This is a genomic window from Microcoleus sp. AT8-A3, from assembly GCF_036705675.1.
Lineage (GTDB): Bacteria > Cyanobacteriota > Cyanobacteriia > Cyanobacteriales > Microcoleaceae > Microcoleus.
Window position 1 is genome coordinate 1 of sequence record NZ_JAUBVD010000084.1, and the last position, 19,978, is coordinate 19,978.

12 protein-coding genes and 2 pseudogenes are annotated in these 19,978 nt (G+C 46.0%); 11 read left to right on the forward strand and 3 right to left on the reverse strand.

Features of this window, described 5'->3' with window-relative positions; genetic code table 11:
* Window positions 1-543: 543 nt before the first annotated feature.
* The 11 genes from QUB51_RS28050 (at window position 544) to QUB51_RS28100 (ending at window position 15,024) form a co-directional block, all read left to right on the forward strand.
* A complete protein-coding gene (locus QUB51_RS28050; protein ID WP_333057845.1) occupies window positions 544-3,372 on the forward strand; it encodes an ATP-binding protein in 2,829 nt (942 codons plus the stop codon).
* Window positions 3,369-4,760: a response regulator gene (locus tag QUB51_RS28055; RefSeq protein WP_333057844.1), complete on the forward strand. Its 1,392-nt coding sequence runs from the start codon at window positions 3,369-3,371 to the stop codon at window positions 4,758-4,760. Before QUB51_RS28050 ends, QUB51_RS28055 begins: the two co-directional genes overlap by 4 nt.
* Window positions 4,761-4,832: 72 nt before the next feature.
* Window positions 4,833-5,093, forward strand: a complete 261-nt coding sequence (locus tag QUB51_RS28060) for a hypothetical protein (RefSeq protein WP_333057843.1) — start codon at window positions 4,833-4,835, stop codon at window positions 5,091-5,093.
* Window positions 5,066-5,281, forward strand: coding sequence for a MoaD/ThiS family protein (locus tag QUB51_RS30520; RefSeq protein ID WP_445243017.1), 216 nt, complete (start codon window positions 5,066-5,068; stop codon window positions 5,279-5,281). The genes QUB51_RS28060 and QUB51_RS30520 overlap by 28 nt, the downstream gene beginning before the upstream one ends.
* Before the next feature lie 324 nt (window positions 5,282-5,605).
* Window positions 5,606-6,073 (forward strand): ribosome maturation factor RimP, encoded by a 468-nt coding sequence (rimP, locus tag QUB51_RS28070; RefSeq protein WP_333057842.1) that lies wholly within the window; start codon window positions 5,606-5,608, stop codon window positions 6,071-6,073.
* Between the two features lie 292 nt (window positions 6,074-6,365).
* A complete protein-coding gene (nusA, locus tag QUB51_RS28075; RefSeq protein WP_333057841.1) occupies window positions 6,366-7,643 on the forward strand; it encodes a transcription termination factor NusA in 1,278 nt (425 codons plus the stop codon).
* Between the two features lie 255 nt (window positions 7,644-7,898).
* The gene (locus tag QUB51_RS28080) at window positions 7,899-8,213 is read left to right on the forward strand and encodes a YlxR family protein (protein ID WP_333057840.1); all 315 of its coding nucleotides are present in this window, start codon (window positions 7,899-7,901) and stop codon (window positions 8,211-8,213) included.
* Between the two features lie 382 nt (window positions 8,214-8,595).
* Window positions 8,596-11,760, forward strand: a complete 3,165-nt coding sequence (gene infB, locus QUB51_RS28085) for a translation initiation factor IF-2 (protein WP_333057839.1) — start codon at window positions 8,596-8,598, stop codon at window positions 11,758-11,760.
* Between the two features lie 449 nt (window positions 11,761-12,209).
* A complete protein-coding gene (locus QUB51_RS28090) occupies window positions 12,210-12,923 on the forward strand; it encodes a low-complexity tail membrane protein (protein ID WP_333057838.1) in 714 nt (237 codons plus the stop codon).
* Window positions 12,924-13,164: 241 nt separating this feature from the next.
* A complete protein-coding gene (locus QUB51_RS28095; RefSeq protein WP_333057837.1) occupies window positions 13,165-13,389 on the forward strand; it encodes a hypothetical protein in 225 nt (74 codons plus the stop codon).
* A gap of 423 nt (window positions 13,390-13,812) precedes the next feature.
* Entirely contained in the window at window positions 13,813-15,024 is a 1,212-nt protein-coding gene (locus tag QUB51_RS28100) for a glycosyltransferase family 4 protein (protein WP_333057836.1), read from the forward strand.
* Window positions 15,025-15,043: 19 nt separating this feature from the next.
* On the opposite strand, the pseudogene tnpA reads toward QUB51_RS28100, so the two are convergent.
* The 3 genes and pseudogenes from tnpA to QUB51_RS28115 all read right to left on the reverse strand — a co-directional run.
* Window positions 15,044-15,274: pseudogene (tnpA, locus tag QUB51_RS28105) on the reverse strand (IS200/IS605 family transposase); the annotation flags it as partial.
* A gap of 168 nt (window positions 15,275-15,442) precedes the next feature.
* A pseudogene (locus QUB51_RS28110) lies at window positions 15,443-16,647 on the reverse strand (transposase).
* Window positions 16,648-17,117: 470 nt separating this feature from the next.
* Window positions 17,118-19,772, reverse strand: coding sequence for a C39 family peptidase (locus QUB51_RS28115; RefSeq protein ID WP_333208483.1), 2,655 nt, complete (start codon window positions 19,770-19,772; stop codon window positions 17,118-17,120).
* Window positions 19,773-19,978 lie beyond the last annotated feature (206 nt).

Below are 19,978 nucleotides of genomic sequence, written 5' to 3' on the forward strand. Positions count from 1 at the left end.
TTAAGAATTGTTTTATAAAAAACAAATCATGCACAAATATGATTTTCTGTCAACTTAATTTAGATGCGTTTACCCTGTCTGTAAAGTAAAGTTAAAAACCACTACAAATAGCTGTAAACCAAGTAATCTATTAGATAGAATTGCTAGCTGATTTTCTCAAAAAATTTTTTTTTTACAAATGCTAGTAAAAAAATCAGGCGCTTCAGCAGGGAGCATCTCATATTTGTAAAAACACTTCTTCTTCCTCCTGCCTTCTGCCTCCTGCCTCCTCCCTCCTGCCTCGCAGCAAGAGAGCCTCAAAAATCCAATTTCTAACTTAGGTGCTTTCATTGAGATGTTCCCCTTCAGCATCTTTAGTCAGCTATAATTATAACCCTCTCATAGTAAACACCTAGAGTAGCTATGCTGGTTCAAGCAAGTTACTTTCTAAAAAGTTTCAATAACTATTATAGATAGCTTTTCAATATATATTTCCTCAGTCTCATTTCACTAAATCCACAGAGATTTTCCCTCAACTCGTTACCCCAGGAGTAACACCAATCAATGTCACACACATCTCGCACCACTTTTCTGTCAAACCGTTCTCAAAAAAAGCTGTCACTTCGCCTGATCCTAGTGTTGCCATTCGTCGTGCAAATCTTTGCCGCCGTCGGGCTGACCGCTTGGGTCTCGGTACGCAACGGACAAGAAGCTGTCAATAATGTTGCGACTCAACTCCGCAGTGAAGTCTCCGAACGCATCAATCAGAAGCTTAACGAATATTTAGAGGCTCCCCACCTAGTCAATCAAATCAATCTTGAGGCTGTCCGCCTAGGTCAAATTGACGTTCAAGACTTGCCACGCCTAGAGCGCTACTTTGTGCAGCAGGTACAGTTATTTCCGACAGCAGGTTCCATTATGTTCGGTAGTCAAAAATATGATGGCTTTATTGGGGCATTAAAACCTAAAAAAGACACCTTGCAAATCATGGAAGCCGGCCAAGCCACAGGGGGAAGTATTCGATTTTATGATATGACTAAAGACGGAGAGCGTATAAGGCTCATTCAGGAAAAGCCCGACTTCAAGATAGAGGAACGACCCTGGTACGTGGCTGCCGTCCAAGCAGGCAAACCAGTGTGGGGCGAAATATTTTCCTATCACGCTTTCCCAGAAATGGTTTTGCCTGCTAGTGTTGCTCTCAATGATAGTAAAGGAGCAGTCATTGGGGTATTCGCCGATCATTTTTTTCTAACACAAATTAGTGACTTTCTCAAAAATATAAAAATCGGTCGTTCAGGGCAAACTTTTATCATCGAGCGCTCAGGACTCATCGTTGCCAGCTCTACCCTAGAGCAGCCATTTTTAGTTGAAAATGCGAAAGCTAAACGCATCAATGCAGCTAAAAGCACAGATCCCTTAATAAGCTCTGCTACGAAGCAATTACAACAGCAATTTGGCGACCTAAAAAAAATTACCAAGCGAGAACAGCTTGACTTCTGGATCGATGGCCAACGACAATTTCTACAAGCGCTTCCTTATAAAGACGATCGCGGTTTGGACTGGTTAATTGTAATCACAGTTCCCGAAGCTGACTTCATGGAGCAAATTAATGTTAACACCCAGACGACCATTTTTTTGTGTTTAGGAGCCTTGGGACTGGCTACGGTTTTAGGAATATTAACCGCACGCTGGATTACTAACCCGATTCTTCGCTTGAGTGAAGCTTCTAGGGCAATCGCTAGTGGAGATTTAGACCAAAATGTGCAAGTAAAAGGCGTAGAAGAACTAGAAGTTCTGGGTCAATCATTCAACCAAATGGCACAACAGTTGCGCGAATCCTTTGATGCGCTAGCCAAGACCAATTCCGAACTAGAAATCAGAGTACAAGAACGCACTGCTGAACTCACGGAAGCCAAACAAATCGCGGATACTGCCAACCAAGCTAAAAGTGAATTTTTAGCAAATATGAGTCACGAATTGAGAACACCACTCAATGGAATTTTAGGATACGCTCAAATCCTAGAACGCTCAAAAACGATGGCTCCCAAGGAACTCCAAGGCATCAGTATTATTCACCAGTGTGGCTCCCACCTGCTAACCCTGATCAATGACATCTTAGACCTCGCTAAAATTGAAGCCCAGAAACTGGAACTGTACGCGAAAGATTTTCATTTTCCTTCCTTTTTGCAGGGAGTCGCGGAAATCTGCCGCATCCGAGCCGAACAAAAAGGAATTGCTTTTGTTTATCAACCCAGTTCGGAAATTCCTGCTGGCATCTACGCTGACGAAAAACGCTTGCGACAGGTACTAATTAACTTACTGAGCAATGCAATTAAGTTTACAGACTCGGGACGAGTGACTTTTAAGATAGAATATCTGGAAAAGGGGACAGGTGCAAAGGTACAAAGCCATCAGCAAAAGCCAGCCTCACCAATTCACAAAATTCGGTTTCAAATAGAAGATACTGGCGTTGGTATGACGCCAGAACACTTAAAAAAAATATTTTTGCCTTTTGAACAGGTAGGAGAGAGCAAGCGTCAGGCGGAAGGAACCGGACTCGGTTTAACAATTAGCCAGAAAATTGTCGAAATGATGGGTAGTACCATTCAAGTAAAAAGTCAGTCACGAACAGGCAGTGTTTTTTGGCTAGATTTGGATTTACCGGAAGCGGCAGACTGGGCAAATACAGTCACGATTGCCAAGCAAAGAAAGCTAGTTGGGTACCAAGGTAGAAAACAGAAAGTTTTGGTTGTGGATGACAAATGGGAAAATCTCTCAGTCATTGTCAATCTCCTGGAACCCCTCGGATTTGAAGTAACCGAAGCTAAAAACGGTCAAGAAGGTTTAGAAAAAGTAGAAGAGTTTAAGTTCGATTTGATTATCACTGACTTAGTGATGCCAGTGTTAGATGGCTTTGAGATGATGCGCCGTATCCGAAATTTGTCAGACTATACAGACGTGGCAATCATTGCTTCATCTGCCAGTGTATTTGCTACCGACCAACATAAAAGTTTGGAGGGGGGAGCCAACGATTTTCTCGGTAAGCCTGTGCAGGCAGAAGAGCTATTTGAGATGTTGCAAAAGTATTTAAAACTTGAATGGATATATGAGGAACGAAAAAATGAAAAAATCAGCAATATTGCCTTTTCCTCTGAGCCTCAATCACTTTCTGAATCGAACTCTGTAGTGGCTCCCCCGCCCGGAGAAATGGAACTCCTACTTGAACTGGCGATGAGAGGCAACGTGAAAGGAATTGTGAAGCGCAGTGAACACTTAGAGAAATTGGATCAGAAATTTGTGTCTTTTGCTGTTGAGCTGCGCCAGTTAGCCCAAGGCTATCAGGTCAAAAAAATTAAAGAGTTTATTACATCCCACAGGATAGAAAAAGAATGAAGGCAGCAAATATTGAAACAAGTAGCATCTTAATCGTCGATGATAATCCTAGCAATCTAGACGTGCTTTCTGAAGCTTTAGCGGGTTTTGGATGGGAGATATTGGTAGCAACTGATGGCGAAACCGCCATCGAACAGGCTGAATATACTCAGCCTGATTTGATTCTTTTAGATGTGATGATGCCAGGAATTGACGGGTTTGAAACCTGCCATCGCCTGAAGGCAAGTCCGTTGACGAACGAAATTTCGGTAATTTTTATGACGGCTCTTTCTGACATAGGAGATAAAGTCAAAGGCTTTAATCTAGGGGCTGTGGATTACATTACTAAGCCTTTTGAACAAAATGAGGTATTAGCTCGCGTCAATCTCCATTTAAAACTGCGTTCTTTGACTAAAACTCTCGCCGATCAAAATCTGCTTCTCAAACGGGAAATTGAAGACAGGATCGCAGCCGAAGCAGCGTTACATCAGCTCGCGCAGGAGTTAGAAAAACGGGTGGAAGAACGAACCGCTGAACTTTCTCAAGCTTTGGATAATCTTAAAAAAGCTCAGGTGCAAATCGTTCAAAGTGAAAAGATGGCTTGTCTGGGTCAACTTGTAGCTGGGGTAGCTCACGAAATTAACAATCCAGTTAGTTTTATCTCCAATAATATCCCTATTGCCAAGGAATATATTGCCGATTTGATCGAGATAACTCGGCTTTGCCAGCACCACGTTAATTCGACATCAGAATTTGAGGAGAAGTCCCAAGAGATTGAGTTAGATTTTATTGTGGAAGATTTGCCAAAAATTATTGATTCAATGGCGGTCGGAACAGAGCGACTTTACAATCTTTCTATGTCACTGCGTAATTTCTCTCGGTTGGATATATCGGCACTAACGCCAGTGAATATTCACGATGGGCTAGATAGTACCCTGTTGATTTTAGGTCATCGATTGAAAGGTAAAGGCACTCGCCCAGCTATTAAGGTTATTAAAGAGTACGGCGAATTACCGCTGGTAGAGTGCTATCCTGGGCAAATCAATCAGGTGTTTATGAATGTATTAGCGAATGCAATTGATGCTTTAGAAGAGTCTACGAGCAGTTGTCCGCCCTGCGGGGAAAAGCAACAGAGCAATGACAACCCACAGATTCGTATCTGCACTGAAATGCTTCAGGGCGACAGAGTTTTGATTCGGATTGCTGATAATGGGGTTGGCATAACTCAGGAAGTAATGCAGCATTTATTCACGCCGATGTTTACTACTAAATCAGTAGGTAAAGGGACAGGTTTAGGTTTGTCTATTAGCCGTGAGATTGTAGAAGCAAAACATGGTGGTAAGCTGACTTGCATTTCCTCGCCCGAATGGGGGGTAGAGTTTGTTATTGAGCTTCCAATTCAGCATTAGTAATGGGGAGTTTTTAGGGTTAATTTTAGTTTGGCTGTTTGGTCAATATAGCTGGTAATTTGCCGATCGCCCATGTCTAATCTACCAATCACCATCACTGTCAAACTCTTGGCCCCCTATCAAGAAGCAGAGGGCTTGTCCGAACTGAAATTACAATTTACCCAAGAAACTCCCGTATCGCAAGTCCTAGAACGCCTGAGTGCCACTCCTCCCCCTGTTCTAGGGGCGATCGCACATCTTGCACCATTGTCAATAAGCTTTTTAGGAACAGGCTTTTCGGCCTGTTCCACAAAGAGTAGATTTTCTTGTGGAACAGGCCGAAAAGCCTGTTAAGCGAGAATGGTGCAACATCTCAGATCGATCGCACCCGCTTGGGTATCAACCAGGAATTTGCCACACGCGACACCCCACTCCAAAACTGTGATGAAGTCGTCCTTATTCCCCCTGTCAGCTCTCCCCTTCTGCCCTCGGACAGTCCGCCGATGGCGATCAGTTTGTCACCGGGCGGGCGATCGAGCTAAACTGAGAACTGAGGCCTCCCTTCGATCGGAAGAAGTCCTCAAACTTCTTGGAAGAAATTGTTTTACCTAGGAGTGGGTCAAGCCCACTTTTTTTGTTGCATTAGTCGCAGGAAAAGAGCTCAGGGCGTCTGACTTGCAAGTTGAGGACTGATTTAGTAGGGGTATCCCCCCGCTTGAGATCCCTGCTGGGATGTTGGGTAAGTCCCAAAGTTGAAGACGAAAGTCGCAGCCACCTAATCAAACCACCTCAAAACCAAGCAATCTCAACAACAAATTTTTCCTTGCCCGTGTCCGAGTTTAGGAGTTTTAACTTAAGTATTCGATATGACTCATCCCCTAATCCCACAAATCATTGACTTAGCTACCCCCGTTGCGGAAACACTGGGATTGGAAGTAGTGGGAGCAGTGTTTCACACCAACCAAAATCCTCCCGTCTTGCGGGTAGACATCCGCAACCTCCAACAAGACACTGGTTTAGCCGACTGCGAGCGCATGAGCACAGCCCTCGATGCCGAGTTAGAGGCAGCCGACATCATAGCCGATGCCTACGTGCTAGAGATTTCCAGTCCCGGAATATCCCGATTGCTCAGCAGCGATCGAGAATTCATTACCTTTAAAGGTTTCCCCGTGACAGCCAAAACCACCGAACCCGACTCGCGAATCAAAGAGTGGAAAGGACTACTCCTGGGCCGGGATGAAACAGCGGTTTATCTCAATCAAAAAGGGCGACAGGTTAAAATTCCCCGCCCTCAGATTGTCAAAGTTGAACTAGACGAAGGAAAGGAGATGTAAAGGGAAATTTTGAGTTTTGAGTTGTAGGGGCAGTGCCCCTGTGCCCGCCCGATTTGAGTTTTGCGATTGCCTCGCAGCAAGCTGAAAACGCTTGGCTGCGAGTTAATTTTTAACAATCACATCTGTAGCAGCGGGTTGAAGAGGAACAACAAATAAATTGTTACTGCACCTAGCTTCCCTAATCCTATCCAGTAACTCATCACTCCTCGTCATCACTTTTTCTGGAAATTTTTCCAGTACCAATTACCGATTACCAGTTACTTGTTACCACAGCAAAAAAGGAGAGTTTTATATGTCAATGGTTCCCCTGCCCGGACTAAAAGAAATGGTCGAAGGTATTAGCAAAGAACGCAATTTACCCAAACACGCCGTCCAAGCAGCCTTGCGAGAAGCTCTGCTCAAAGGATACGAACGCTACCGCCGTACCCAAAAACTCGACCACTTCAGCGAAGAATACTTCGACAACTTTGATGTAGAACTAGACGCAGAACAAGAAGGTTTCCGCGTTTTAGCCAACAAAACTATTGTCGAAGAAGTCATCAATCCCGATCACGAAATCTCACTTACGGAAGTGCAAGAAGTAGCCACGGAAGCTCAACCTGGGAGCATCGTGCTCGTAGACGTAACACCAAATCAAAAAGAATTTGGTCGCATGGCGGCGATCCAGACCAAACAAGTTCTCGCTCAAAAACTGCGCGACCAACAGCGCAAAATGATTCAAGAAGAGTTTAAAGATTTAGAAGAAACCGTTCTTCAAGCAAGAGTGCTCAGGTTTGAGAGGCAGTCGGTAATTTTAGCTGTCACCAGCAGCTTCGGTCAGCCAGAAGTAGATGCCGAACTCCCTAAGCGCGAACAGTTGCCCAACGACAATTATCGGGCCAACGCTACATTCAAGGTTTATCTCAAAAAAGTAGGCGAAGGCTCAACTCGTGGGCCGCAGTTACTTGTTTCTAGAGCCGACGCAGGTTTGGTGGTTTACCTGTTTGCTAACGAAGTACCAGAAATAGAAGACGGGGTGGTGAGAATTGTTGCCGTAGCCAGGGAGGCAAATCCGCCATCCCGGCACGTCGGCCCCCGGACTAAAATAGCAGTTGATACTCTCGATCGCGACGTAGACCCTGTAGGAGCCTGCATCGGAGCGCGGGGATCGCGGATTCAGGTAGTAGTCAACGAATTGCGGGGCGAAAAAATCGACGTGATCCGCTGGTCTCCAGACCCAGCAACTTATATTGCTAACGCTCTGAGTCCCGCTAGAGTAGATGAAGTACGTTTAGTTGCTCCAGAAGGCAGGAGAGCTCACATTTTGGTCGCTGAAGACCAACTGAGTCTTGCCATTGGCAAAGAAGGTCAGAACGTGCGTCTCGCAGCCCGCCTCACCGGTTGGAAAATCGATATCAAAGATATTGCTAAGTACGATCGCGCGGCCGAAGACAGCAAATTGGCTGCAGAAGCAACTAGGCTCGAAGAACTAGAAGGCGACTACGAGGAAGCAGGCGACTACGACGAGGAAACCGCAGAATTTGAGGAAGAGGAGGCAGCAGCTACGGAGGAAACCGAAGCCGCTGTCTAAAAACTGTGACATTTACCGAAGAAGAATTCAGAATTCAGAATCCAGAATGGGTTCCGTGCGACAGGATGGAGAATCGAGCTTTAAAGCCCCCGATTTTAATCGTGGAACACAAAAAATTTTTTCCGTAACCCTTACCCCTGACTTGGGGCATGGCGTATTTTGAATTCTGAATTCTGTCTTCTGACTCCTTGTCCTAAGATTTTCTATCTTCGCCAGACAAGGAGGAGTTGTCCCCTACTCCCCCTCTCACAAGAAATGAAACCGAACTACCGGTGCTGTGCAAGTTGTCGAAAAATAGCTCCTAAGGAAGCTTTTTGGCGAGTAGTCAGGCTCTATCCTTCTCATCAGGTACAATTAGATCGTGGCATGGGTCGTTCTGCTTACCTTTGTCGGGAAGCCGAATGCCTCAAAGCAGCTCAGAAAAAAAATCGACTTGGGCGATCGCTCAAAGCGCCTGTGTCTGACGAACTCTACCAAACACTTTGGCAGCGTTTAGCCACATCTGACTGTACATCTTACTCGGGCCTAGCCGGACGAAAAACCGACAATAGTTCGGCATCGACTGTATAAACCCTCTTGGCAGCCCTACCAGTAATTACCGGTAGCGCCAGCTATAAAACCCCAATCCGATCTGCCCACCAGTCTGGAAAGATTTGTGTCAGATTAGATAAGGGTAGGGTACTAGCAGAGGTATCCTCAAGGTGGAAAGGCAAACTTTGAAGCTTGAGAGAGTGGGTTTTGCCAAAACTCAGACTTCGGAGTTCCAAGTTCCCAAACAGACTTGAGAATTCTTCAACCGCAGACTTCAGCGAGTTGCATCTTTTAGATAAAATTGCTGAGCGAGTACCAAAACCCCGATTCCTGACACTGAATCAATCACACCGAATGATGTCGTCATTAGCACAAAAAATCACAATGTAAAAACTGGTTGGCACAAAAGAGGGCAGAGTGGATGAACAACGGCAAAGTAAGAATTTACGAATTATCACGGGAACTAAATTTGGATAATAAAGACATCTTGGCAGTTTGCGAGCGGCTCAATATTTCAGTCAAGAGCCACAGCAGCACAATTACAGAATCCGAAGCAGAGCGCATTCGCAAAACGGCGGAAAAATACGTAGCCAGTAGCCACTCTTCCCCCGGCAAGCCAGCTCCACCCGAAAGAGCAGCCGCGCCATCGAGAGAATCTGGCCCTCACCCTAACGACCAACAAAAAAAGCAGCAAATTTTAGAAATACGCAGTCCAAAAGTACGGCCGGCTGGTGCCTCCTCCCAGCCTGCAGGCAACGAGGAGAACAAAAACCAGCCGGCGGCAACCGTGGCAACTCCTCCCAAGTCGCCTGCTGCTCAACAACTCCAGCCTCCAGCTAAACCGAATATCAATCGACCTGTACTGTCGAAGCCAAATGTCGCTGTGTCGGCGGCTCCGTCAGAAAGAGTGTCGGAAAATGTAGGTGCGATCGCCCCGGAAACCACCGCCCAGGCTCAGGCACCGGCGGCACCTCAACCGCCGTCGTCCAAGGCTCCAGAACGCACCCAGCAACCGCCGATGGCCCCTCCTGCGCCCTCGGCAAAACTCACGTCGCCGCCCGTCAGAGGGGCGTCCGAGTCGGCTAGCCGTACCCCACAAAATCTGGGGAACAAGCCGGTACTCAAACTGGCAAAAACCGAGCAAGAGCAATCAGGACAGTCAGAAACTCTGGAAGCGCCGGCTAAACCGAGCCGCCCCAGCAGACCTGCACCGGGAGGTACCGAATCTCGCGACGCGCGCATACCGCGCCGGGAAGGCCCTGGTGGCCCAGTCAAAACTCCACTGGCCGATCGACCCCAGCCCGGTGGGCCGCGCCGGAGCCTGGCCCCCGCAACGTCAGCTACCGGGCTGCGTAGCCGGGGCGGTGGCACCGGAGCGCTAGGGGATGACACTGATGACAATGAAGAAGATAATACGCCGTTGCTGGAGATTCCTCTCCTCGAAAGGCCCTCCCTCCCTCGTCCTGCCAAAAAGACATCGGTCATTTGGGAAGAAGATGATGACGAAAACTCAGATGCTGCCAAAGCGGCCAAAGCTGTTAAGGCAAAACGTTCTCGCCTCAAACCCATAGACGAGGATGACGATGACTTAGAAAACGGCTTGGATCTCCCAGCACCAGTCACGGTCAGCCTGTCCCTAGCCCGCCCAGCGAAAGCGAAGGGACAAGCAGCACCCAAGTCAACACCAACTCCGGGCGCACCCGGAAGCAGCGGAAAAAATAAGAGACCAGGCCCTTCTCACGATAAAAGTTCTTCAGGTTCGAGCGGGGGACGCGGCAACCGGGGCAAAACAGCCGAAGCTAAGGTAGAACGTCCAGAAAAGCTGCTGCTGAGCAGGCCGATGACCGTTCAAGAACTAGCAGTTACTCTGGCTGTTCCCGAAACCGAAATTATTAAGCGGCTTTTCTCTAAAGGAATTGCGGTAAATATTACCGAAACCCTGGACATTCCAGCGGTGAGGATGGTAGCCGAAGAAATGGGCGTAGAGGTGGAAACCCCAGAAAAAGTAGCCCCAGCTATCAAAGTGATCGAGATGCTGGACGAAGCGGATTTGGAATACCTCGAACGCCGTCCCCCAGTAGTAACGATTATGGGTCACGTGGATCACGGTAAAACTACCTTGCTCGACTCGATCCGCAAAACCAAGGTGGCTCAGGGAGAAGCTGGGGGCATTACCCAGCACATCGGTGCTTACCACGTGGATGTGGTACACGAAGGCAAGAGCCAGCAGGTGGTATTTTTGGATACGCCCGGTCACGAAGCCTTTACAGCGATGCGGGCTCGGGGAACACGGGTTACGGACATCGCCATCTTGGTGGTGGCGGCGGACGACGGCGTGCGACCCCAGACAATTGAAGCGATCAGCCACGCGAAAGCTGCGAAAGTGCCAATTGTCGTGGCTATCAATAAAGTTGACAAGGAGGGTGCTCAGCCGGAACGGGTGAAGCAAGAGCTTACTGAGTACGGCTTGGTGGCAGATGACTGGGGGGGCGATATCACGATGGTTCCAGTCAGCGCGATCCGAGGCGAAAACCTGGATACGCTGTTGGAAATGATTCTGACAGTCGCGGAAATGGAAGACCTCAACGCCAACCCGCACCGACCGGCTAAGGGTACTGTGATTGAAGCTCACCTCGACAAGGCAAGGGGGCCTGTGGCAACTCTGCTGGTTCAGAACGGCACTCTGCGAGTGGGCGATATTGTGGTCGCAGGCTCGGCTTTGGGCAAGGTGCGGGCAATGATCGATGACCGGGGCGATCGCGTAGAACACGCAACTCCATCCTTCGCGGTGGAAGTGCTAGGGCTGCGGGAAGTTCCTCGCGCCGGAGACGAGTTTGATGTCTTCGCAAACGAAAAAGAAGCTGCGGCGATCGCAAGCGGAAGAGCTACCTCCAGACGAGATTCACGCCTGCTGCAAGGCGGCCGGATCAGCCTCAGCGGCTTCTCTCAACAAGCTAAGGAAGGCGTTCTCAAGGAACTCAACTTGATCTTGAAGGCAGATGTCCAAGGCTCCCTCGAAGCAATTGTCGGCGCTCTGACTCAACTTCCTCAAAAAGAAGTTCAACTCCGACTGCTGCTATCTGCTCCTGGGGAAATTACAGAAACGGATATTGACCTCGCAGCAGCCAGTAATGCTGTAATTATCGGGTTCAATACTACTCTGGCCACCGACGCTCGCCTCGCGGCTGACCAAGCTGGCGTAGACGTGCGGGAATACAGCATCATCTACAACCTCTTGGATGACATTCAAGGGGCGATGGAAGGCCTGCTGGAACCCGAATTGGTGGAAGAACCTTTGGGAAGCGTCGAAGTGCGCGCTGTCTTTGCGATCGGTCGCGGGGCTGTGGCTGGATGTATGGTACTCTCTGGCAAAGTCATCCGTAACTGTAAGGTGCGGGTGCGCCGGGGCAACAATGTCGTTTACGAAGGTGTCCTCGACTCCCTAAAACGGATGAAGGAAGATGCCAAGGAAGTCAATGCTGGCTTTGAATGCGGCATTTCCTTGAGCGGGTTTAGCGACTGGGCGGATGGCGATATTATTGAAGCCTACCGGATGGTTACTAAACGCCGGACTCTCTCTCAATAGTTTTGAGTGGTGAGTGTTGAGAGGGAAGAGAATTTTTGAGCGATCGCAACTAAATTGCCGATCGCTCGCAACTCTTCTCTTCACTCAATACTCCTAAAGTCATCACTCGCAACTTTTGTTTTTAACTTATAGCAGAAGCAAGAATCCAGAAGGCAGAAGGTTTTAGTTATCGAGGAGAGAAGGAAGAAGTAAGAAAAGCAAATATATCCACAATTAACAACGTCCTCATCGTCTTGGCTGTTGCTAAAAATTCAAAATTTCAAACTCCAATAAGACTTACGCACCGCAATCGAGTTTCCTCCCAAAATGCTTGGTGTTACTTCTAGAGATGTACTCTTTGCACCAGGTTTATTGCTTAAGAATGCGTCCCCGACTATCAAAACTCAAAATTCAAAACTCATAACTCATAATTATTTTTTAAAGTGCGTTCTTTTTGGTCAGATCCTTTCTTGTGGATTCATCTTTCTGGGGCGGCTGCACTGCCGATATTCCTAGGAGTGTGCTTGCTGGGACTCGCAGTGGGTTCTCCCCTGCTCCCTGTCTGGTTAGAAATATTTTTAGTGGCTGTAGCCGGTATTGTTCCTGTGCTGTGGATGCAGTGGTTCCGCCCTTTTTACATTTTTAGTATTTTAGTTGTGGCGGTGAAACCGCAGAATTTAACTTCGGTGCAGCAGCGGCTTCTGACTCGATTTAAAACTAAGTTAAATCAAGGAATCGCTCTTTTTGTAGCTGTTTTGCTGGCAGTAATTTTGTGGCAACTCTACCGATTGGCTCCCCTCGCGGCAACGGTTGCTCCCTTTCCTCCTTCCTGGCGGTGGGCTGGATTGTTGTTGGCAGTTGCTGCTTTTTTAGCTAGCAATTTGTTTTTGCAGGTGTCTGCTAGTGTCATGGCGGTTTTGCTGACGCCGGAATCAGAATTTGCAGCGACACAGCCTCATGTTTTAGAAAAAATTCGGCAGGATTTTACGATCGCGCCTTGGCAAGTCGATCGACTTTTGCCGGCTTTGGCAGCCGAGACAACTGCCGCTGTGGCTGCAGCGGCAGAGTCAATTGGTTCAGCATCCACAAGAGGGAATTCGTCAGTCGGCAGTATTGTCAACCCAAAACCTGCTGACTCCAACGGCGTTACATCTCTACCCGAAGAGTCGATCGAAAAAAAGTGAAATAAAAAATTAATAAGGGGACAATTGTAGTTTAAGCTACTTTAATTTGTACAGATGTATGCTGTGAAGAAAATAGGTAACACCCCTCTTGTGATAGAGATTATTAATAGTCTTAATATTTAATTTTTAATCGCAGGTTGTGGATATTTTAGGTTGGCTCTTTGGAGAGAAGAATCTATAATAGAGAGTGTCAAGGTCAGCTTTCAATCCTTACAGGGGATTAAAACAGAGGTATAACAATATGGCGAATTATCTACCGATCGCACAAGAACCTCAAGCCGCCGAGCCGATCGAGCTGTGCGAAGATTCTGAAATCTGGGGCAGTCTCAAATCCGCGATCGGCGCAAGTTCAGGATTTCAACGCTGGCAGCTAGAACTCAATTTTGAGCGTCAGCACCAAAATGCCACCCTCGATCAGCAGGTTCGTTCCTATCTGCGAGAAACTTTAGAAACTTTGGCTTATTGAGCGCCGTAAAACCAAATATTGTCACGATTTGTGAACTTTATAGCCCAATTCTGCTGGCATCCCCTCCAATATGCTAACTGAGTACCGATAGTGAGTGTCGAGAGTGAGTGTCGATCGCAACTTCGGAGATCAAATTGCAGGGGACAGTATTTCTCCTTACTTAGTCGGGATTAATTCCCGCATTCTACTTGCAACACACTCTCAGATACATCAAGAGAAAATTAGCCTGAAACCCCCAATACAAAGCGACTGCGGCCGCTATCTATTGACCTGGCTGTTGCCGAAACTCTTTATAATAAGACTGAAGCAAAATAAAATTAATAGTGCGGTTGTGGCGGTACCTCAAACCGTCCCGATCAACCTACTTACACATCTTTTGCATCGTAAGTCCTATTAAATACTTTACAACCAGAGTTGAGGAAAATGCGCTTAGTCATAGTTCAGTATGCCGGCGATTACGCAGAAGCCTTTGATCGTTTAGCCAAAGGTGGAAGCGAAACATACTACGCTCAAAAATATTCTGTTGATGCCGTCACCGAGATGGCAAAACGAGCTGAGTCAGTAACGGTTATTTGCTGCATGACACCCGAATTTAACGATCGGGTTCTAGAAAACGGCGTGCGGGCGATCGGTTGCGGATTTAATTACAAAATTGATACCCAAAAATTGATCGAGTTAATTGCCCAGCAAAAGCCGACTCATTTAGTCATGCGGACGACTTTTCCAGACATTTTTAAGTGGGCAATAAAAAACAAAATTAAAACCATCGCTGTATTTGCAGAATCTATTGCGACAACAACTTGGCGCAATAAATACCGCAACTATTTCCTGTCCCAATTGTTGAATAACAAGCAAATAGAATGGGTTGGAACTTACGGCATTACGTCATCTTTATTGTTCCAACAAATAGGAGTAAAAGCTGATAAAATAATTCCCTGGGACTTTCTCTTAGAGACCAATCCCGGCTCTTTGTCGCCGAAAACAATCCCTGCGGACATCAAAAAAATTCAACTTTTTTACGCTGGTTCGTTAATACAAAGTAAGGGCGTGGGTGATATATTGAGAGCCGTAGCAAAGTTAAGAGAACGGAATAATATATCAGTTCACTTAAAAATGGCAGGTAAAGGTGAAGAGGAGTTTTTTGCCCAGCGAGTCGAAGAGTTACAAATTAAAGATTGTGTAGATTTTCTGGGAATCGTGCCAACTCAGAGTTTAGAACCTTTAATGAGAGAATCCGATCTCGTGTTAGTTACTAGCAGGCACGAGTATCCCGAAGGTTTTCCCCTGACTATTCAGCACGCTTTACGGACTAGAACACCGATAGTAGCTTCAGATCACCCGATGTTTAAAACCCACTTAAAACACGGTATTAATTCGATGATTTTTGAAGCGGGGAACTCTCTGGCTTTAGCAGAATGTATCGAAAAAGTTATTTCGGATTCAGCGCTTTACCACAATCTTTCTGTCGCTTCTCACTCAACCTGGCAGGAGTTGCGTCTGCCTGTCAAATGGGCGGACTTGATCGATCGCTGGCTGGATGATTCTCCTGAAAGCAAACAGTGGTTATTTGAACAACGACTAGCTTCTGCAGCCTATAGCGCGTCGCGTGAGAACCCCGGTATTTCAAGCTCTTGATGAAACGCAGTTGTAGTCTTTAGGCTACCAGTGTTGCGGAGTATTTATTTCTCTGTTCTTCAATATATTTTCGGACGGTTTCAGTTGAGACATTGCCAACACTACCGACAAAATAACTAGGAGTCCACAAGGTAGGCAATTTTCACTATTCAGGAAACTCTTTTCTTAAGTAACTGGAAGCCCTGCCTTTGACTCTTTGCAGGACAAAGCTAGCGACATCAGTCGGGTTAACGTTAACCAATAAATGTACATCCCACATTTTGCAGGTATTTAAATAGAATTGATGGTTATAAATTTAAAAAATTCCAGCCTGAAGTGATTGATCCGTAATCACTTCAGGCTTTTTTGAGTTACAATGAACGAATTAGGGCTTGCTGAATAATCGATCGCAAACTAAGAACAGGAGCTCACGATATATTCAAGCAGAGTTAAAGATGAGTTTTTCCTTCGTCAATGTGAGCAAGTTATAAACGCAGATTATATTAGAGCCAAAAATGGGCATTGTTTTCCACGAACGGCATAAAAACAAAAAAAAAACCCATCTTAACCAGGTAGAAAGGTTCATGACTAAAAAAGTGATAGCAATAGCTGTCTGTGAAGTATTATCAAGTTTTGCCATGATGAGATCGAGACTAAATCTGCGTTTACGCAAGCCCCAAATTTTCCCTCAATTGCCTGACGAATCCTCTCATCTTCTAAGGCTTGCTTCTTTTTTTCTTTACTCACAGTTGCTGGGGGTCTTCCCAAGGGTGGCCCACTGATTCTAATTCCTTTTTCTTTGCACCATGCTCGGTTTTCCCGATTTCGGTAAATGCGATCCTCTTCGAGGGCTTCGCTAACGGCATGGACTGATTCACCGATAGTATCCTGTGTAATTTTTAAAGGCTTCAAATGAGTGCTTTTAAGTCTCCTGATTCGTTAAAATTATCCCAGCTCATCCGGTATAAAAATACATATCCTTCACTGCAACTCGCTGATAGTTTTGCTCCAAACTCTACAGGTTTCCCTGCTTTTCCTCTGACAATGGGACGGATGTGCGGTTGGCTTAAACTTACCCCAACTGTCCGATATACTCTGTTTTTTATTTTCAAATAACCAGAGTTGTTGCCGATAGACTTCTGTGACAACTAGCAAGGTTTTATATTGCTTTTTGGTCATACTTTGTAGGGTGGCACCTGATTCAATTAGCTGTTCAATATGAGCGAGGTTTCTTTTAATATATTGCCGTTATTTTTTCAAGGCTGGGATTTTTTTGTTTCGTAATGGTCGTGGTTGTTTGGCTACTGCTAAGTAGTCTTTTCTGGCTATTTTTCGGTAGGTTCTGGGTTTTTTATTAATTTTTACTTTGAGGGACTTATAAAGAATGTCGATGATTTTTTCTGTGTGAATTCTTGCCTTGTTTAATAGTCCTTAGTCGGTGGGGTAGCTAATGTCTGCTGGGGCACAGGTGGCATCTATGATTAATTTTCCTTGATTGGTTGATTCATTTTTTGCGTCTGATTCAAATTTCGACCAAGGAATTAGTTGGGCCATTTTTACCCAACGGTTATCTTCTGATAATCTTCCTTCAAAGGGGAGTTCTTGCGTCGGATGGGGGGCTTGGGGCAAGCTCAGCTTTTTTATACACGATCGCAGGTGGTGATGCACGGCTTTTGACCTATTCTACCTGTTGATCGCTGCGACTTTACTCTCGATCGCGCGATCAAATAACCCAGGCCACGTAACACGCGGGCGATATATTCAGCAACCCCTAAGTATTTCTGTCTAGTTAAACAGCGGGATGCTCCCACTTGGTTTGGTACTTTAGTAGGGTTGAGCTTTTTAGGCATTGGCGCAGCAAAATGCAAAATTAAGGATCGCAAATTAAATAATTTACACTATTGAAAGTGGGATGGGCGTCCCGCCCGTCCTTTATGCACGGGCGGGACGCCCATGCCACAAGAACAATAAAGATTGTAAGTTATTTAATTCTCATTCCTAAGCGCAAGATTTCCTAAGTTAGGTAGGGTGTGCATTAAGTACCTTACGAATAGCTGTTATGCACACCTTACGAATAGCCGCAGTGCCTCACAATTTGCTAACAGTAGAGTAAATTATGGATAGATAAAATGTGCCCAAACATTCCCATCTGGCCCAGCAACTTGATTGACATAACTGTAGGGATACATCAACTTTCTCCCCTCAGTATCGCTGTAACCAGTGAGTGCATCTCCCCAAGGATCTTGCACGATATAACCCTGAGAATTGTAGCCAATGACAGTAAGAATGTGACCGGCAGCAGTAAAATCTCCTGCTAAAACTACTGGCCGCCGATTTAGCAATTCCGATCGCACCTCGGCCCATTTGCGAGTCGTACTAAAACTCGTCTTAAACCCGTAGGCCTGAATCAGCGCCGAAAGCACGCTGTGATCCGTTTGAGATCCCTGGCCGGCATAGTCGAAACACCACTGCAACAACTCATCCTCCAACTGTCCGCCCCACTTAGAACGAAGGCCGTAATAATAAAGCACCATGGCGATCGAAGTTACGTTGCAAGTAGACCAGTCAAAACGCGGATTGTCTCGCTGCGAAAAATACGGCACGTTCAATTCCACATTGTTCGGAACCGGATCGAAAATTTTATCTCCCCGCTTGAACTGAACAAAACTAGGAAAAACATAACCTGTATTGCCCAAATTCGGCAGTTCTTCAGTCAGAGAAACTTTCAGGTGAGATCCTTCCGCACCGTAGCTGTTCACGCCGTAAACTCGACCTAAAGGCAGCGTAGTTTTCTCGGTACTGCTCAGGCTAGAAGAATCTACCGGCCGTTTTTTAAAGACAGTTGCTTGCAGGATTGTCATCGTCAAAGCATCCGCGTCAAAGGGAACTTCTTTGCCGTCTTTTTTAATTTTAACGTCCTGCCAATAAATAAATCCGATATTGCCGAAACCGGGAATAGATTGGGCGAGAGTTACTCGGAAATGCCCCAAAATGCAGGCATAACCAGTAATGGCATAGGTGCTGCCTAAAAGTAGGTCAGCAATTTGATCGGCAGGCAGTTTCGATGAATCTTCGGGTTTAGCTTTAATCTGAGTTGTTTGAGTTACCAAAAGTTGAGCGCCCCCGTTGCTATTGGGTACGTCAGCCAGGTCAAATCTTAGGATTTGAGTACCTTTTGCCAACTGAACGTCGGGTTCATAAAAATAGCCAAAAGTGCCGATCGGCCAAATTGCTGAATCCAGAACCACCTTGAGATGCCCGTCAATAAATCCGTATTTGCTAACGGCCAACGTCTGGCCTGCTTTGACAACAACTTTTTGCTGATTGTTGAGCCTGGAAGAATCAAGAGGAACTACCTTAAACAAAGTGTCAGAAACTATCTTTAAGGTCAAACCTCGTCCGACAGTTAGCGGATCGGAAGTTACGGCAATGTAAATTATTTGGCTGCCAGTAACGTTGCCTTTGCTGTCAGTTGCCCGCAACCTGAGCCACCGAGCTCCAGCTACGCTAAATCCTTTAGACAAATTAACTTGCCAAGTGCTAGTCTCTTGGTTTAGAGTGACGGTTAGGGGAAATTTATCCTCAGCTATCACGTCAATTTTTGCTGCTTGTTGCCGGTCAAAAGTACCCCGAAGGACGATCGGCTGATTTACTAAAACTTCTGACGGCCCTTGATAAGTTAAATTCACAGCGGGATTAAAAGATTTGCCACCGCGGCTGAATTGCACAAAATCGGGATAAATGAAGCCTGTATTGCCAAATTGTGGCAAATTCTCGGTCAGCGAGACTTTAATGTGGCTTTGTTCGATCAAGAATCCGGCAATTCCGTAAATCATTCCCGCCGGCAAGGTAATTTTTTCTTGGGGTGGCAGGCTAGCGGCATTTATCGGCCGCTTTTTAAACACAGTTGTTTTGATGATTGTCATCGTAACTGCATTTCTATCATACTCAATTCCCCTCCCGTCTCGCAAAATTTGGACGTGCAGCCAGTACAGAAATCCCGAAGTTCCTAAGTTAGGAACTGCCCGAGCAAAAGCGACTCTGAAATGGTTTTCCACGCAAGCGTAGCCGAGAAGATTGAAAGTTTCTCCTGGGTTAAATAGTAATTTCTGAGTTGGGCCTAAAGTTCCAGAATCTGCGGGGGTGAACTTTAACCAGGTCTTTTTGATCACCCACAGTAACTGCATTCCAGGAGGCGGGGTCGGCAACTCGGCGCGATCGAATATGAGAATTTTTGCGCCTTTGGTTATGAGTACGTGTTTTTCGTAGAAAAAGCCGGTTTTTCCCACCGGATAAATTGGATTATTTAGTTGAACATTTAGATGTCCGTCTTCTAACTCGTAGTCGCTAACTGGATATATTTTCCCTGCTGGTATGTCCGCTTTTTGCAGATCGTTGAGATTGCTGGCGGGCAGTGTTCCGGCTTTGAATTTGGTATCTGTGAGAGTAATTAACGTGAAAATTTGAGCGGGTGCCCCAGAAGCAGGATTAACTTTGATGTTAATTGTTTGTTGGCCGATAACTTTGCCAGTCTTATCAGTTGCCCTCACCTGCACTGTGCGAGTTCCTGCGCTATCGAATCCTTTTTCTAAACTGATGTTCCAAATGCCTCTAGAGAGATTTCTCCCGACATTCAGGGCATTTGAGCCTTCTAATGCTGAAATCGCTGCCACTAGATTTGTGTCAAAAGTGCCAAGTAACACAGCGGCTCTATTGACCTCAATTTCTCGCGGGCCTAAGTAACTCAAAATAATGTTGTTGGTTGTCATTATATATCCCTCTACCTACTTAGTTATTCAGCTAAAGCAAGGATAACTTCTGATTTTATCAGAAGATTGGGTTTAAAACCCCGTCCTTTGAGGACGGCTTTTTCCATTTTTAAGTAAAATAACACATCCATCTAAACAAATGAATATGGTACAATAAGCAGATCAGACAAGATTTAAAAACCTACCCCCGGACTGGGGGAAAGTCT

What these genes read in the sequence shown, in the direction of transcription:
- QUB51_RS28050 (WP_333057845.1), top strand. Translation starts at nt 544, where the DNA reads ATGTCACACACATCTCGCACCACTTTTCTGTCAAACCGTTCTCAAAAA.
- QUB51_RS28055 (WP_333057844.1), top strand. Translation starts at nt 3,369, where the DNA reads ATGAAGGCAGCAAATATTGAAACAAGTAGCATCTTAATCGTCGATGAT.
- QUB51_RS28060 (WP_333057843.1), top strand. Translation starts at nt 4,833, where the DNA reads ATGTCTAATCTACCAATCACCATCACTGTCAAACTCTTGGCCCCCTAT.
- rimP (WP_333057842.1), top strand. Translation starts at nt 5,606, where the DNA reads ATGACTCATCCCCTAATCCCACAAATCATTGACTTAGCTACCCCCGTT.
- nusA (WP_333057841.1), top strand. Translation starts at nt 6,366, where the DNA reads ATGTCAATGGTTCCCCTGCCCGGACTAAAAGAAATGGTCGAAGGTATT.
- QUB51_RS28080 (WP_333057840.1), top strand. Translation starts at nt 7,899, where the DNA reads ATGAAACCGAACTACCGGTGCTGTGCAAGTTGTCGAAAAATAGCTCCT.
- infB (WP_333057839.1), top strand. Translation starts at nt 8,596, where the DNA reads ATGAACAACGGCAAAGTAAGAATTTACGAATTATCACGGGAACTAAAT.
- QUB51_RS28095 (WP_333057837.1), top strand. Translation starts at nt 13,165, where the DNA reads ATGGCGAATTATCTACCGATCGCACAAGAACCTCAAGCCGCCGAGCCG.
- QUB51_RS28100 (WP_333057836.1), top strand. Translation starts at nt 13,813, where the DNA reads ATGCGCTTAGTCATAGTTCAGTATGCCGGCGATTACGCAGAAGCCTTT.
- QUB51_RS28115 (WP_333208483.1), bottom strand. Translation starts at nt 19,772, where the DNA reads ATGACAACCAACAACATTATTTTGAGTTACTTAGGCCCGCGAGAAATT.